Here is a 15,650-nt window from a genome sequence, read left to right on the forward strand (position 1 = left end):
GCTTGTCCGAGGCCAACTTCGTACCGAGCGAATCTGAGACGACCGTTAATCCGGTGATCAGACCGGTTGGCAAGGCCCAGGCACACAGCCGTCGGACCGGATGAGCAACGCGGCACGGCTCTCGTGCGGGTGTCGAACGGCGCTCCGGGAGTGGTACCGCGGTACCACCTCCCTCCCGACGATGACGACCGCCGTACGACGAAACAAGACGGAATCTGTCCTAGCGTCCGGGCTATGAGGAAATCTGACAGTCCACGGTGGAAATTCGCGGCGGGCGCCATGACGCTGGTGACAGCGTTCGCTGCTGTCGCCGCTTGCGGGTCGGACGCCGACAACAGTGCGGCACGCCCAGCTGCCGGCCCGCACAGCATGCACGCGGGCGCGTCGTCGGCTCCAGCGCAGTCGCTGCGCGCCGGCGAGCGGTTCCTGGACCTGAAGATGGCCGAGGCCTACACGCCTACGGCGCCGGAGGGCGGCGGCACGGACGAGTACCGGTGCCAGGTGATCGATCCGGGCCTGACCAAGACGGCGTTCGTGACCGGGACCCAATTCGCACCGGAGAACGTCGCCATCGCGCACCACGCCATCGTGTACGCGGTGCCGCCGGACCGCGCTGCCCTGGTGCGCAAGCAGGACGCGAAGACGCCCGGCCTCGGCTGGCAGTGTTTCGGCGGGACCGGCGTGCCCGGCGCCGACGTGGAGGGCGACGACCAGGGCGCGACGTGGGTGGACACCTGGGCGCCGGGCGCCACGGAGACGCTGCTCGACCAGGACCTCGGCTTCAAGCTGGGGCCGGGCAGCCTAATCATCCTCCAGATCCACTACAACCTGCTCGCGACCGACGGCAAACCGGCCGGGTCGGACCGCTCGGCGGTGCGGCTGCGGCTGACGGACGGCACGCCCCAAACCCGGGAACTCGAAACGTGGTCGCTCGACGCGCCGACCGACCTGCCCTGCGCCGCCGACGAGTCGGGTCCGCTCTGTGACCGGACGGCCTCGATCGCGGACGTGACGAAGCGGTTCGGACCGGATGTCGGCGAGTCGGCGGACCGTCAGGTGGAGGAATGCAACCCGGGCGGCGTGCCGAAGCCCGGTAACACCCAGACCTGCGACCAGAAGGTGCCGGCGCCGATGACGCTGTTCGCCGGTTTCGGCCACATGCACCTGCTCGGGCGGGCCATCAAGGTCGAACTCAACCCGGGCACGCCGAACACCAAGGTCGTGCTCGACGTGCCGCAGTTCGACTTCGACAACCAGCGGCTGATGAAGTTGCCGTCGCCGGTGGAGATCGGTCCGGGGGACACGCTGCGGGTGACGTGTACGCACGACGCGAGGCTGCGCAGACAGCTGCCGCAGCTGAAGAAGCTGCCGCCCCGCTACGTGGTGTGGGGCGACGGCACCAGCGACGAGATGTGCACGGGCATCATGACGGTCTCCCCCCGCAAGTCCTGAGGAAGCGTCGAACGTGTGTGAGCTCACCGAGGTCGACGAGCCGAGAAACGGCTCTGAGCTCACACTTCCGCACTGAACGGGCGGTGACGTGGAGGGCTGCAGGCGGACCCGGCAGCGGAGCGGCTGGGAACCACGGTCGCGCCCTCGACTGACGCGCGAGCTGAATACTAGACCGGCCGGGTGAGTCTCAGGTTGTAGGCGAGGATGACCGCCTGGATCCGGTCCCGTGCGCCGATCTTGGCGAGGACCCGCCCGACGTGGGTCTTCACCGTCGACTCCGACAGCGTGAACCGTTGCGCGATCTCGCCGTTGGTGAGGCCCTGGCCGATGGCGACGAGGACCTCGCGCTCGCGGTGGGTCAGGAAGCTCAGCCGGGGATCCTTCCGCACGGGTCCGCAGAGGTCATCGTCGAGCCGGTCGGCGAACGCGTCGAGCAGCCGCCGAGTCAGCGCCGGCGCGAGCGCGGCGCCCCCAGCGGCGACGGCCCGGATGCCGGCGAGCAACTCCTCCGGGCCGATGTCCTTGAGCAGGAAACCACTCGCCCCGGCCCGCAGCGCGGCGAACGCGTACCGTTCCAGGTCGAACGTCGTCAGCACCAGGATCCGCGAACGCCCACCGGCTGCGACGATGCGCCGGGTCGCCTCGATCCCGTCGACGCCCGGCATACGGATGTCCATCAGCACCACGTCGGGGCGCAGCGCGGTGATCTGCCGAACGGCCTCGGCGCCGTTGCCGGCCTCGCCGACGATCTCGGTGTCGGGGGTGCACTCCAGCAGCACCCGAAACCCGAGGCGCTGCAGCGGCTGGGCGTCCACCACGAGCACAGAAATCACGAATGGCTGCCCTTCAGGGTCGAGACCCGCGTCGCCCGGCGATGCCCAGTTCATACCGAGCGAACCTGAAGCGACCGTTAGAAACGGCGCTCAGGCGGACTTGCACGGCGAGCGTGCCCGGTTTTACGCCGCTTTTTCAACGAAGGATGAACAAGAATCTCTTCGTCTGCCTTCGCCAGCCAACGCACTCACATCGACAGATGACCACCGGCCCAATCCAGATGTCGGAGAGGTGACGTCGGCAATGGCTACACCCACAGCCGGTGGACCTGCGTTGTTGACGGGAGGACCCACAGGCCACGCAGGCAGCTGCCGCCGGCTTCCAGGTCCGCCCGGCACCGTCCCATTCCCGCAAGACTCGATTGATCTCGACAGCGAAGCCAACAGCACCCTTGAGAAGTCCTCCGTACCGGGACGGCCCGACGTGAGGCGCCTCATGACATGTCAGGTCAGGAGTTCGCGGGCCAGGGCCTCGGTCCACCAGCGTTCTACCTGTTCGGGTTGCCAGCCGCGTTCGTCGGTCAGTGTGGTGTAGACGTCGATGTTGCAGATCGCCGCGTAGATGTCGACGGCCGACCATATGTCCAATCCGTCGCGGAGAACGCCGCCCGGCCACGACGAGAACACCTGGATCCTGGTCTCGTCCCCCTGCTGGCGGGCGTCGCGGTAGGCGGTCGCCAGCGTGGGCTCGGTGCGGCCCGCCTCGCGCACGAGCGCGATGATGTCGCCGGCGCGCTCGAAGAGGCGCCGGTCGTAGCCGGCCATCGCCGCAAGCTGCCGCACTGGATCGTTGCCGGCCCTTTCCAGTTCGGCGAGCGCCTGTGTCGGATCTGCGGCGATGTCCGCCGCGTCGGCCAGGGCCTGGATCAGCCCGGTCTTGTTCCCGTACACCGCGTAGACGGTCGGCACCGAGACCCCGGCTTCCCGTGCGACGTCACGTACCGTGGTCGCCGCCCAACCCCGGGAGAGGAACAGCCGACGAGCGGCGGTGGCGATCTCACCCCTGGTCTCTGCCGCTTGCGTCGCCCGGCGTAGTGACTCGTACCTGCGCCTGCCTGTTTCGGCGGTCATGGCTTGCCTCTTTCGGTTTCCGGTCCATATATTGAATATATGGACCGTATCCTTGGTGTCGGAAGCACCTGGACATTCCCGCGGATCGCCGGACTCGCCGGGCTCGGATTCGCCATCCTGATCGCCTCCACCAACGCCATCCTGGTACCAGCCGGCCTGCCCCACACCGGTGCGGCGACCAACGACGTTGTCCAGTTCTTTACCACTCGACAGAACACCGTCGGCCTCGCGTCAGCACTCGCACCGGTCGCCTGGGTGCTGGCCACCCTGTTCGGCGCCGGCGCGGTCTCCGTACTGTGGCGGTCCGACCGCGAGCAAGGCACAGCCTGGTCCCTGGTCGGATTCGCCGGAGTGATCATGCAGAACATCACGTTCACCGGCGTGCTGGCCATCCGGCTCGCGCTCGCGTCAACGACCGCGCAGGACAGCACCGCGATCGCCGGACTCTGGGCACTGCACAACGCGCTGTTCACCTTCAACGGCACCTTCCTGGCACTCGCCATGATCGGCCTGTCCATCAGTGGCCGGCGCGCCGGCCTGATCCGCCGCTGGCACAGCGGGATCGGCCTGCTGGCCGCCGCGCTCCAGCTCGGCTCAGCCGTGCTGAGTCCCCTGGTCATCGACGACCCCGGTCCGGTCGGTCTCCTCGGCCTCGTCGGCTGGCTCATCTGGGTCGTGTGGATCGTCGCCTACGGCAGCACCCTGATCCGCCTGACAGCCGTTGCCCATCCAGGCAAAACCGAACAACTGACCCACCGCTCCCGTTGAGCCATTTTGATCACTCCGACGGTCGACCGATCCACCCGAAGGCCAGCATCGTGGGAAGTCCGTGACTCCTCGCGGCGTTCGCCACGGCCAGCAGCGGCGCCAGGCCGGGGTGAGCGCGGCGCGCCATGGTCGCGGTGCCTTGCCGTAGCCCGCCGGACGCGGTGGTGGGCCTGCGTTCAGCGCTGGGGAAGCATCGGACGCATGAACGTCCGCTCGTAGCGCAGGATGCACCCGCTCCAGGCGCCTCCGCCCCCACGGGTAGCGAGGCCACCGACGCGGTCGGATCCGCCGTACGCAGCTCCGGCGTCGGGCGTATGTCTAGGCATCGATTTCGTACCGGTACCAACGCCGTCGGTCCCCATCGACCTGTAGCCACAGGGTTTCGTCACGTCCGACCCTTTCCGCGCCACCAACATGATGGTTGTCGTCTCCGCCGCCCAGTCAGGCCGCTCGAAAGCCTGGCCGAAGCTGCGGCTCTCCGTGATCGACGGGCGTATACCTGATTAGCCGAAAGCTCGTTCTCCTTGTGCTGTCCCGCGATGAACCCGAACGGCCGGCCCGCGCCGGTGCAGCGCATCTTGAGGATGCCGGCTTGCCGCGCCCGACACTGAACGTCCACTCATCGACAGGTCCGGAGGTTCTCCCACCTGGACGCATCAGCATCGAGGGCTACCGAGGGGTGGCAGACGCTCCGGCGTGGGCGCGCACGATCGGCGGCGGTAGCGGATGCTGGTCTCTGGCGATGGGAGGATCATCGGTATGGACGGCAGGCAGTTGACGCAGCGGGAGCGAGGAGTGCTTGGGGCGCTGCTGACCGTTGATTTTCAGGGCGCCGAAGCCCTACGGCGCCAGGCAGCGGAGGTGGTCGTCGTCGGCAGGTGCGCCTGCGGATGTCCATCAATCGACTTCCAGCTTGGCCGAGGCCTCGGGATTGTCGTACGGGTCAATGCGGGTGTTCGAGGCTCCCATGACGGTCTGTTTCTTTACACAGTCGAGGACCCTCAGCGGCGAGAGGTCCTAGGGCGCGTTTTATAAGTCCGGTCGGAGCCACTCTCCGATGGCGGTGATGGTCAGGACGGCCTGGTAGCGGACGGCGAGTTTGTCGTATCGGGTCGCGACGCCGCGGTGGCGTTTGAGGCGGTTGATGCCGCACTCGACGGCGTGGCGTTGCCGGTAGACGACCGGGTCGAAGCGGGGTGGGCGACCGCCCTTCGATCCCTTGGCTTTGCGGTGGGCGTCCTGGTCGGCTTTGCTCGGGATGCAGGCCTTGATCCCGCGGGAACGCAGGTGGGCTCGGTTGCTTTTCGAGGTGTAGGCCTTGTCGGCCAGGACGAGGTCCGGACGGGTCCGGGGATGCCCACCGCCGGGCCGGCCCACCCGGATCTTGCGTAGGACGGGGATGAACTGCGGGCTGTCGCCGCGTTGACCGGCCGTGAGGATCAGGGCGAGGGGTTTCTGACCTTGTTCACAGGCCAGATGCGTCTTGGTGGTCAGCCCGCCTCGCGACCGCCCGAGCGCGTGATCGACGGGCTCGTCGTGGATGCCGCCGGGTGGTTCTCTCTGCAGATGCCCGTCCCGGCGGGCACCGGCAGCGTGTTGGTGGGCGCGGCTGGTCATCGAGTCGATGCTGACGTCCCACTCGATCCGGCCGGCCGCGTCAGCGCTGGCCTGTAGCCCGGCGAGGATCTTCTCCCAGGTGCCGTCGCGCTGCCAGCGGCGGAACAGGCCGTAGATGGTGGGCCAGGGCGCGTACTCGGCCGGGACGTCACGCCAGGGTGAACCGATCCGGATCCGCCACCGAATCCCGTCGATCAGCTGCCTTCTTGTCCACTTCGGCGGACGACCCCGAACCGGCGCAGCGGGTAGCAACGGGGCAAGCGCCGCCCATTGCGCGTCGGTCAGGTCGTGCCGCCTCGTCACCGCTAGGGTGGCCACGAGGTCTCCGGTGCATGGTGCTTCTTGGTCGTTGTACCAAGTACCGGAGACCTCGTTGTCTATCGATCACCGCCACGCCGTGACCTCAACCTGCCCACCGTGCTTTATGAAACGCGCCCTAGGCGGCATCGAGTGGGTAGGCGTCGAGGAGACGGATCCAGATGAACTTCCATCGCCCGAACTGCTCGAACTCCGACCTGCCTGATTCGCCACCCCACCTGCGCTCTGCCAATCGCTCATCGGCACGAACGAGCATCCCGCCTTCAACGGGCGCCGTACGGAAGGTGGTGGTCGGGTCGAGGCGTCACAGCTCCCGGACCCGCGCGAATCGCGACAGATCCGGATGCGCATTGGGTGTGATGTCCGACAGTTCGAGTCTTGCCGACCCTTGCCCGGGAGAGACCATAATCTGGCCATGCATTGCGTCCGCGCCGAAGTAGTCCGTTGGGTCGATGAAGATTGGCCGGGATGGGTGGAGGTGCGCCTAGACGAGGTGGACGGCACCGTCGTGTCGCTCATCGATAAGGTTCCGGTTCTCGACTGCGACGGTCGGCTGGCGCCCGGGATCGACCTTCCAGCAGAGCTTGAGATCCCGTGCGATGTGCTCGACTGGTCCGTGGACCAGGCCGGCAGGCGGTCGGCGATTATCCGTTTGCACTCCAATGTCGAGGACCGAAACGGCCGGACGGTCTTCAACGTCGAGGCAAGCACTCTCACCTCACGCGCGTAGGGTTCGGCGCACTCTCATCGACAGATCCGGTCCTCTAGAGGGCGTGATGGGCGAGCCGTCACTGGTGGTCCGATGGCTCGTTCGGCGTAGATGTGGGGGAGCGGATTGGGAGCAGCGGGGCGCTCCCAATGGTGCTGAACGGCGCTCGACGTCGTTGCGCCGCGCGAATCAGCTGCGCCTGACCTGGGGCGTTCGGGTTGTTCCTGGTCAGGGCATCGCGGTTTGCTCCTTGATACGAAGAGCGCAACGGCACTGAGTGGACGTCGATGGTTCTCTATCTTGCCTGACAGGGGCAGGTACGGGGGAGAGTGCGGTAACGGGTGCCGGTCCTGCTGAACGTTTCCTTGGGAGCAGATTTGGGAGCAGGGGGCATGGCCTCTTCCCGAAGTCGGAAGTGTTCACGCGCGCCCAGATACACGGTTGGCGGCCCGCGTCACCCTCTCGCTGCGGTAGCAGGGGATGGCTGTGTTGTTGGGTGGCGAGTTTTTTGGGGTTAGTACGGCAGTGGCACATGTTTGAAGGATGCGTTGTTGCTTGTTCCGACCGAGGTCAGTGGTAACGGTTTGGTTCGCGACTGGCTCGGCGACCGCGGAGGTCAGCGTGCGGCTCGTCGAGGTGCGCGGGTTCCGGACCCATCACCGTGCCGGACGATGTCTGCACACTAGGGGCGTGATCAGGCTGCGGTTGTACAAGGCTCGCGAACGTCAGCGTGTGATCGGTTCCGCCGATCTCGAGGCGGCCTACTGGGCCGTCGATTCGGAGACCAAACCGGTCTTCGAGCACGACGGCGTGATGGTGTGGGTCAGCGATTCCGACCACTGCCGGGTCGAGCGGCGCATCCGCGGCCGGGATCTTCACCTGGTCGAGTCGGGCACGAACGTCCTGCCCCGTACCCGTGGTCTGGAGATCCTGCGGACGCCCGACGCGGACCACCGTTGGGTGCATTCCCTGGACTGGCGCTGGGGGCCCGGTGAATACCTTGATCGACACCGTGTCGAAGCGATCGTCGACCGGGCCCTCGACATGGAACCGTGGGCCGCGCCGGAGGGTCCGGTCGGCCTGGTCCATCTGTCCTACCTGATGTGGTTCCACAACGGCGCGATGGCCAACGGCGCCGCCTGGCCGCTGGACGTCTGCACCGTCGAGCAGATCGCCGCGTTCGCCGCGGCGGCCACCTACTTCGAGCTCGACGATATCGCCGACCTGATCGGCCGCCTTGAACCGGATGACTCGCTCGGCCACGAGTACTGGCATCTCAGTAGCCCGTTCGGCGAGGACGCTTCGCTGATCCGCGACGCGCTCCGCTGCAAACTTGTCGAGGCGGCGAGGGATTGGGTCTAGCACTCCAGCCTGGTGGCAGGCACGGGCATAGCGCTATGCGGTGTGCCCGCCCTGTTGCGTCGGCTTCATCGCCAGCACGACCCAGGTCGAACTCATCACCAGATCCACGTTCCTACAGGCGCTCACTGGTCGTACGGGGGTGAATGGCGCGAGGCGGCCGTCGGGCGAGCGTTGAGGCCGAGCGCGCGCGCCGTCCGTTCGTAGACGGTGGTTGCCAGGTCTGCGTCATGGGTGGTCGTCGGTGGTATGGCGGCCGCACCTTTGGTGAAGTAGCCGCCGTTCGGCGTTGGTGGCGTCCCAGCTGTGGCGAGGGAGACCGGGGTGCGTGCAGCCTTGTCGGGAGCCTGGGCCATGATGCCGCTGACCGAGGAAACAAACTTCAACAGACCACCAGCCTTGGTGTTGAAAGCAGTTCTGATGACGCCCGGATTGGCGCTGTAGGCATTCATACCGGCGGGAAGCCGGTCGGCGAGCGCAGTGGTGGCCAGCAGGTTGGCGAGTTTGGCGGTGCCGTACACGGTGAGCTGCGAGAAACGATTTCGCCAGGAGATGCCGGCGACGTCAGGTTCGCTGGGGTCGAGCCGTCCTCGGGTCACCAGGTCGCTCGATATGTTGATGATGCGCGCGTCCGCAGCGAACAGACCGTCGTCGAGCAACAGATGGGTGAGGTGAAACGGCGCCATGTGATTCAGGGCGTGGGTTCGTTCGATCCCGTCGGCGGTTTCGACATAGCCTGCGAAGGCTGCTCCGGCGTTGTTGACGAGCACATCGACATGCCCGACGGTAGCGCGCAGCTGCGCCACGAGGGCTTGGACGGCGTCGCGATCGACGAGGTCGGCATGCAGAGCGTGCACCGTACGGCCCCGCGCCTCTGCGGCGAGCGTTTGCCGGGTGGCCACAGCGCTGGGCGCGTCACGTGTCACCGCGACGATGTCGAACCCGCCGGCCAGTAGACGCCGAGCGGTGGCCTGGCCGAGGCCGCCGGCCGCGCCGGTGATGACTGCAGTTCGGGTGATCACGCTGGTACTCCCGTCAACGCCGGATCTGGAGGGTGACGTCGGCTCGGTGGCCGTCCGCGGTCGGTCGGATGGTTGGCCAGCTGCCCGGGGACCCCTTGGCCATGCGGATCTCGATGTCGTGGGCGTTGACGAACGGGCTTCGCCCGCGTTTGGCGTACGGTGGCATCGATTGAATGTGCGTGGCGAAGTCGTCGGGAAAGTACAGTTCCGTGCCGAGCAGGGCCGTTCCGCCGATGCTGACCCGGACGTGGATGTGGATGGTGCGCGGGGTGTACCAGCCCGGCACGATGGTCTGGAACTCGACGTACCCGTCAGGGTCGGTGACCTGCTGTCCACGTAGGAACATCGCGGTGTCCGTGGGCCGGAACCGCCGCAGGCTCAATGACACCAGGGCCGGGAACCTGTCCGCGCCGTAGCGCTGGTACCCGGAGTAGATGCCGTCGGCGTCGCAGTGCCAGACCTCGACGGATGCATCTGTCACCGCAGCCAGCGTGCCGACCTCGACGGCGCGGATGCGGAGCAGAAGAGGAACTCCGATACGGCCTTCGCGGATGTCATGTCGTAGCGGAGACCCAGGCACGTGATACGGCCCGTTCCCTTGGTTCGCCGTGGTCTCGTGCGCGTCGATGATGGTTGCACGGCGGATGCTCTCCCGATTGTCGAACCGCCCCAGCATCGTCGTCAGTACCCGCCTGCGCACCCGGTCGCGCATCGTCTGGGGGCGTTGCACGGTCTCCATGCCGCCTTCTCCGTTCCAGTTGCTTGGAGTGTCAAAGCATCGACAGTCTGGAACAAAAGCTTGGAGTCGTCAAGCGTAGGAGTCTCCAAGTATGATGGCGAGATGGACGGTGAGTCGTTGACCTATCAGCTCTTGCGGTTGGTGCATGCCATGGACGGCGCGACCAACGTCGCCATCCAGGACGTGCTCACCGAACTCAAACTGACTCACCCGCTGGCCGACGCGCTGTGGCAGCTGGATCCCGCCGCCCCAGCCCCAACGATGCGTCAGATGGCCGTCCGGTTGCGCTGTGACCCGTCGACCGTGACGTTCCTGGCCGACCGGCTGCAACAGCTGTCGTATGTGACGCGTACCGCGGCTCCCGGTGATCGACGCACCAAGGTGCTCGAGCTCACCGACCAGGGCCGCGAGGCACGCAGGCGACTGGTGGACGCAGCCACCACCCGTACACCCCTTGCGCGGCTCACCTCCGCCGAACAGCGCCGCCTGCACACCCTCATGACCAGAGCGATGGCCCCTTCCGCAAGGGACGAAACCCAGGGGTGACGGCCAAGAGGACCCAGCTCGGCCAGTTGGCTACCTTTCCGTCTCGGCCCGATTATCCCTGCGCGGCTGGAAGGCATCTCTGAACCGCTTGTCGAGCGTTACGGGGGCGTTGGTCGAGTTCTTCGCCGCCGCCCGCAACGCTCAGTGCACTGCCTTCTGTCCGCGTGACCCTGCCGGCAGGGCACCCAGTGGCGCGTGGACGAGGAAGGACGAGTTGATCTCGGAGGGTGCGCAGCCGCGCACCTATGTGTTTCAATGCCGCTACCGAATAGTTGATCGAGGCCTCAATATCTGAGGCTCGCAGGACAACGAGGAGCGTGCATGAGACGACGGATCCCCGCACTGCTGGCGGCAACCGTCCTCGGCCTGGGACTGACCCCAGGGCCCGTCCACGCGGCGCCCCCCGCGAGCGTCAGCGGAGGTGGGGGCATTGTCGCCCCGCCGCAGTTCGATTTCGCGACCGCCCGCGCCGCCGCGAACCCGGAGACCCAGGCACGCATCGCCGCGATCGCGGCGCTGCTACCGGAAAACTGGCAGGCCATGCTCGCCGACAAGCGGGAGAGGATGGGCCTGAAGCCGTCCCTCGCGCAGGAGTTGGTCGCGGAGGCGATCGACCCGTCGCTCTACCAGTGCCAGGACACCCAGTTCAGCACGTACACCCAGGGCCTGATCGAAGGCGTCGACCTCGACACCCTGCTGGTCCTGGTTATCTTTGGCGTCCTGGACTACGCGGCCTACGACGCGCTCATCTACGGCCAGTCCAACAACGAGGCGGACTACGGCCTGCCGGCCAGCCAGAAGAGCATGTTGAAGCGGACCTTCAAGGACGCACAGCAGTTCTGGGACGTCGACCTGTTCGACGTCAAGTTCATGGCCATGCAGAACGACATGCTGCAGGACCCGGCGCGAGTGGCTCGCATGGTCTCCTTCATCTGGGGCATGGACGAGGATCAGGCGGCAGCCGCCGCAGCCGAGATCATGGCCATCATCAACTCCGTGCCCGCACTCGACGCGGGACGCAACCCGATCTTCACCCTGAACGCCTTCGCCTTCACCGCCGAGGGTGAGACCGACCCGCTGCTGCGTGACGTCCCGGACAAGGTCGTTTTCGGCGAGGGCATGATTACCGCGCTCGACGCACTCGGCCTGGGAACAGCCGGCTCGCGCGCGGTCCTCGCCCACGAGATGGCCCATCACGTCCAATTCGAACAGGGCCTGTTCGACAGCCCGCTGACCGGCGCCGAGGCGACCCGCCGCACCGAACTGATGGCCGACGGGTTCGGCACCTACTTCGTCACCCACCCGCGCGGGCTCAACTTCAACGGCGTCCAGATCCACCAGGCGCAACAAGCCTTCTACGAGGTCGGTGACTGCTCCTTCGACAACCCCGGCCACCACGGCACCCCGAACCAGCGCCTGCGGGCCTCGGTCTGGGGCGCCCAGATCGCCCAGCAGGCCACGGGCACCCAGCCCATCCTGCCGTCGATGAATCTCTTCAACCGATTCGAGCGCAAGCTCCCGGCGCTGATCAAGCCAGACGCGCGCCCGGAACCGGCCGGCCGCCTCTGACCCGTTTACCCGGTGGGCCGTCGGAATCCGGACGGCCCACCGGGGTACGGGCCAGGCAGCCACCAGACCGACGGCGCGACGTCGCGATCGGGTACGTCAACGCCGGATCCATCCGGCTCTGGGACGAGGTTGACCTGTGGGAGCGGGCCCCTGCTTGTGGGTCGATGTCGGTGGTGACATGGGTCTGACCCGGAAGGGCACCAGCCGCGCCGCCCACTAGTAGCTGGCCGCCTGAACCATCCGACCGCCTACTGTGGAGGGATCCGATACTGCGGTCCGTCAGGGATCCACGTGGCCTTGAACTTCTTCAACGCGGTGCTCGGCTGGTTGGTGACCGGAATCGGCGGTCCGGCCAGCCGGCGCCTACACGGTGCGCTACTTGGCAACGACCGGGAACGTACGTCGAGGCCGCCGACCGGTACCGCCAGGCACTCGCCATCAACCGCGAGACCGGGAACCGGGCAGGCGAGGCCGTCGCGCTGGGCAACATCGGTGAGGCGTACGCGTCGGATGGCAGGCACGAGGAGGCCATCAGCTACCTGGAACAGGCGGTGGCACAGTTCGAGGAGCTACGAAACGGTCGATTCCAGGCGTGGACCCTCACTCTGCTCGGTCAGACACTGAAGCGGGCCGGCCAGCGCGAAAAGGCGCAGATCTGCCTGGACGCAGCAACTGAGATCAATCAGACGTTGGAGCGCTGAGCGACGCGCCGCTGGCCGGCGCTACCACGACTGCCCAGATCGACGCCGCCGTCGCGTCGCTTGACGTCCAGCTGACCGATGACGAGATATCGGCGGTGGCCGGCTACTCCAACGCTCGGGCGGACAGGTCAACTCGGGCACGCCGGTCGTCGCCATCTCAGGAGACGGTTTGTCGCGGTGTCTGCCTGACGGTCGCTCGGGTGCAGCGCGCGGAAAGGAAGCATCACCGTGCTTGTCGTTGTGCCAGGCGGCCAGCGGGCTCCAGATCTTTCCGCACTGGCGCCGGCCCTGGTCGAGTGCGGTCAGACGTGATCAGAGCAGGCTCCGGGTCTCCATTACGGGAGACCGGATGCTTGGTTGCCGGGATCGAACGGACGGGGTGTGTGGACGAGGCCGTTGAGCACGACCGTCAGTCCTCGCTCGAATTCCTGGCCGGTGAACGCGGCGCCGACCGGGGCCAGTTTCGAGAGGGTCGGGAGTGCGTCGGGTGCGAGCGCTGCGACGCGTTGGGCGGCCGAGCCGGCATCGTCCTCGCGCGATAGCCGGCCAGCCAGTTCGGCTTGTGCGATACCCATGACAAAGGCTGAGACGGTGCGGAATGCGACGAACAGGTCGACGCCGTCGAGGCCGCCGCGCGCCAGTGCTGCCGCGAGTGCCTCGGCTGGGGCGAGGCTGGCTTGGGAGGAGGTGCGGCGGGTGAGTACGAGCGGGATGGCTGCCGGATGTGCGCGGAAGGTTCGCCACAGGGCGGTGGCCACGGCGCGTGTGTCGGCCAGCCAGTCGTCGGTTGGTTCTGGCATCTCGACGCGGGCGGAGACGGCGTCGACCACGAGTTCCTCAAGGGCCTCACGGCTGTCGACGTAGTTGTAGAGCGTCATGGGGCCCGTGTGTAGGGACGCCGCGAGTGAGCGCATGGTGAGCCCGGCCAGGCCGTCCTGGTCGACGATCGCCAGCGCGTGTTGCTGGATGTCCGCGAGGGTGAAACGGGCTCTCATGCTGACTGCTCCCGACTTAGGTACGACGTACGTATCTGACGGTACTATACGTACAGCGTACGTATGTTGAGGAGGAGTTTTGTGATCATCACGTATACGAGGGGCCCGGGCTCCCGTGTCGGCCGCAAGGGTGGACCCGGCTTCGGTGATCTTGTTCGGCGCCAGGGTGACGCGTTCGTCGCCTTCGCTCGAAACCTGACCGATGAGGAGTGGGAGCGGCCCAGCCTCTGTGCGGGCTGGACCAACAAGGACGTGCTCGCCCATCTCGTGCTCGGCCTGCATCTTCCACTGCCACGGTTGATGCTGACGATGGCGCGGCAGCGTCGGACGTTCGACGCCGCCAATGACCTTCTCAGCCGCGACCACGCCAGCCGGAACACCGCCCGGGAACTGATCGACGAGTTCGACCGCGCTCGTGCGCACCCCGGGGGCATCGGGCGCTTGCTGCCGGCGCCACTGATGCTCGGTGACCATGCCATCCATCACCTCGACATCGCGTTCGCCCTCGGCAGGTCCGGCGTCCTGTCACCGCGGGTGACCAACGCGGTCCTCGCCGTCGCGACGCGCGTGCCGAACCCGTTCATTCCCGCTGCCACCCGGGCCCGTGGTCTCACGATCCGCAGCACAGACACGCTGTGGTCCCGCTCATCAGACCGCCGCCTCGAAGTCGTGGGACCTGGCGAGAGCATCATCTCCGTCCTCGCCGGCCGACGTCACGCCATCGCCGACCTGGCGGGCGACGGCGTCGTCACTCTGGCGAGCCGACTCTGAGCGGCTCCCGGCGTCATTGAGCCCAGTTGCGTATGTCCGGGCATTTCCTCAGCCGAGGTGTCCCAGATCACTTGACACGTACAACGTACGTGAGCCAGGCTTACGTACGTTGTACGTGTCCTATTGGGGGCGCGTACGAAAGTGCCGCTCCGCGCGAGAAGAAGACGGATCCCTGCTGGCTCGTGCAAGAGCGCAGCGGGCCGGGGCAGTTTCCACTACGAAATTAGAGGATTAGATGCTCAGCATCGACAACGAACTTTTCGAGGCCGCCAGCGCTATCGCAGCCGTCACCCCACCCACACCGCCAGTCGAAGGGGACTGGAAGACGCGGCGGGCAAACATCGACGCCCTCTACAACGGACTGGCTGCCGTCGCCACACCCGACGACAGTATCGAGATGGTGGACTTCACCGTGCCGTCACCGGATGGGCACGCCGTTCCGCTACGACTCTACAAGCCAGAAAACCTGCCGAACGCACTTGTTGTCCATGTCCATGGAGGCGGTCTCATCGCCGGTGGCCTCAACGGCTACGACCACGTTTGCCGCCGCTACGCCTCGCAGGCCGGGGTCGCAATGATCGCGGTCGACTACCGCCTGGCACCCGAATCACCGTTCCCATCAGCGATCGAAGACTGCGTCACGGCAGTCCGGTGGGCAATCGAGCACGCCGCGGAGCGGGTACCCGGAGCCCGCGTAGCGCTCATGGGCGACTCCGCCGGAGGCGGTCTCGCGGCAGCGACCGCGCTGGTGTGTCGCGACCGTCGGATCGGGCCTCTGGCCGCACAGATCCTGATCTACCCGATGCTCGATGACCGCACCGCAGTCGCCGACCCGGCGGTCGAGCCGTTTCTCGCCTGGTCGGTCGCCGACAACATCACCGGCTGGCAGGCCTACCTCGGCGACAAGTACGGCACCGACGACGTGCCCGCCGCCGCTTCCGTCGCCCGTGCCGGTTCACTCCACGATCTGCCAACGGCCTACCTCGAGGTCGGCCAATTGGATCTCTTTTGCGCCGAGACGGTCGCCTACGCCAAGCGGCTCATGGAACACGGTGTGCCCGTGCACCTGTCGGTGCGTCCCGGCGCATTCCACGGTTTCGACCAACTCGCGCCCAACTCCCGCGTCGCACAGAGCGCGTTCGCAGACCGTGTCGCCTTCCTCCAGGGCCTGTAGCACCGA

At 66.8% G+C, this 15,650-nt stretch carries 15 protein-coding genes; 9 read left to right on the forward strand and 6 right to left on the reverse strand.

Going from position 1 to position 15,650, the window contains the following annotated elements; all coding sequences use genetic code 11:
• Positions 1-129 precede the first annotated feature (129 nt).
• Positions 130-1,452: a monooxygenase gene (locus tag OIE47_RS26805; protein WP_326557276.1), complete on the forward strand. Its 1,323-nt coding sequence runs from the start codon at positions 130-132 to the stop codon at positions 1,450-1,452.
• A gap of 167 nt (positions 1,453-1,619) precedes the next feature.
• Here OIE47_RS26805 and OIE47_RS26810 read toward each other — a convergent pair whose 3' ends face one another.
• Positions 1,620-2,285 carry a response regulator transcription factor gene (locus OIE47_RS26810; protein WP_326557277.1) on the reverse strand — a complete coding sequence of 222 codons (666 nt, stop codon included), beginning with the start codon at positions 2,283-2,285 and terminating at the stop codon, positions 1,620-1,622.
• Between the two features lie 444 nt (positions 2,286-2,729).
• Positions 2,730-3,356 (reverse strand): TetR/AcrR family transcriptional regulator, encoded by a 627-nt coding sequence (locus tag OIE47_RS26815; protein ID WP_326557278.1) that lies wholly within the window; start codon positions 3,354-3,356, stop codon positions 2,730-2,732.
• A 39-nt stretch (positions 3,357-3,395) separates the two neighbouring features.
• Between OIE47_RS26815 and OIE47_RS26820 the strand changes: the two genes are divergently transcribed.
• Entirely contained in the window at positions 3,396-4,124 is a 729-nt protein-coding gene (locus tag OIE47_RS26820) for a hypothetical protein (protein ID WP_326557279.1), read from the forward strand.
• A gap of 1,029 nt (positions 4,125-5,153) precedes the next feature.
• Here the strand turns inward: OIE47_RS26820 and OIE47_RS26825 are convergent.
• Positions 5,154-6,044 carry an IS5 family transposase gene (locus tag OIE47_RS26825; RefSeq protein WP_442792132.1) on the reverse strand — a complete coding sequence of 297 codons (891 nt, stop codon included), beginning with the start codon at positions 6,042-6,044 and terminating at the stop codon, positions 5,154-5,156.
• Positions 6,045-6,552: 508 nt separating this feature from the next.
• Here OIE47_RS26825 and OIE47_RS26830 point away from each other — a divergent pair.
• Together OIE47_RS26830 and OIE47_RS26835 are read left to right on the forward strand one after the other, a co-directional pair.
• Entirely contained in the window at positions 6,553-6,789 is a 237-nt protein-coding gene (locus OIE47_RS26830; RefSeq protein ID WP_326557280.1) for a hypothetical protein, read from the forward strand.
• Between the two features lie 669 nt (positions 6,790-7,458).
• Complete coding sequence (locus tag OIE47_RS26835) at positions 7,459-8,130, forward strand: hypothetical protein (protein WP_326557281.1); 672 nt, start codon at positions 7,459-7,461, stop codon at positions 8,128-8,130.
• A gap of 122 nt (positions 8,131-8,252) precedes the next feature.
• Here the strand turns inward: OIE47_RS26835 and OIE47_RS26840 are convergent, their stop codons facing one another.
• Positions 8,253-9,149, reverse strand: coding sequence for an SDR family NAD(P)-dependent oxidoreductase (locus OIE47_RS26840; protein ID WP_326557282.1), 897 nt, complete (start codon positions 9,147-9,149; stop codon positions 8,253-8,255).
• A 13-nt stretch (positions 9,150-9,162) separates the two neighbouring features.
• Positions 9,163-9,888: a hypothetical protein gene (locus tag OIE47_RS26845; RefSeq protein WP_326557283.1), complete on the reverse strand. Its 726-nt coding sequence runs from the start codon at positions 9,886-9,888 to the stop codon at positions 9,163-9,165.
• A gap of 102 nt (positions 9,889-9,990) precedes the next feature.
• Here OIE47_RS26845 and OIE47_RS26850 point away from each other — a divergent pair, with 102 nt between their 5' ends.
• The 3 genes from OIE47_RS26850 (at position 9,991) to OIE47_RS26860 (ending at position 12,704) form a co-directional block, all read left to right on the forward strand.
• Entirely contained in the window at positions 9,991-10,434 is a 444-nt protein-coding gene (locus tag OIE47_RS26850; RefSeq protein ID WP_326557284.1) for a MarR family winged helix-turn-helix transcriptional regulator, read from the forward strand.
• Between the two features lie 321 nt (positions 10,435-10,755).
• Positions 10,756-12,003 (forward strand): hypothetical protein, encoded by a 1,248-nt coding sequence (locus OIE47_RS26855; protein ID WP_326557285.1) that lies wholly within the window; start codon positions 10,756-10,758, stop codon positions 12,001-12,003.
• Between the two features lie 323 nt (positions 12,004-12,326).
• Positions 12,327-12,704: a tetratricopeptide repeat protein gene (locus OIE47_RS26860; protein ID WP_326563256.1), complete on the forward strand. Its 378-nt coding sequence runs from the start codon at positions 12,327-12,329 to the stop codon at positions 12,702-12,704.
• A gap of 335 nt (positions 12,705-13,039) precedes the next feature.
• Here OIE47_RS26860 and OIE47_RS26865 read toward each other — a convergent pair whose 3' ends face one another.
• On the reverse strand, positions 13,040-13,699 hold the full coding sequence (locus OIE47_RS26865) for a TetR/AcrR family transcriptional regulator (protein ID WP_326557286.1): 660 nt from the start codon (positions 13,697-13,699) through the stop codon (positions 13,040-13,042).
• A gap of 81 nt (positions 13,700-13,780) precedes the next feature.
• On the opposite strand from OIE47_RS26865, the gene OIE47_RS26870 reads away from it, so the two are divergent.
• Together OIE47_RS26870 and OIE47_RS26875 are read left to right on the forward strand one after the other, a co-directional pair.
• Entirely contained in the window at positions 13,781-14,470 is a 690-nt protein-coding gene (locus tag OIE47_RS26870) for a maleylpyruvate isomerase family mycothiol-dependent enzyme (protein ID WP_326557287.1), read from the forward strand.
• A gap of 235 nt (positions 14,471-14,705) precedes the next feature.
• Positions 14,706-15,644, forward strand: coding sequence for an alpha/beta hydrolase (locus tag OIE47_RS26875; protein WP_326557288.1), 939 nt, complete (start codon positions 14,706-14,708; stop codon positions 15,642-15,644).
• Positions 15,645-15,650 lie beyond the last annotated feature (6 nt).

Origin of the sequence: Micromonospora sp. NBC_01796 (genome assembly GCF_035917455.1) — a bacterium.
GTDB lineage: Bacteria > Actinomycetota > Actinomycetes > Mycobacteriales > Micromonosporaceae > Micromonospora_G.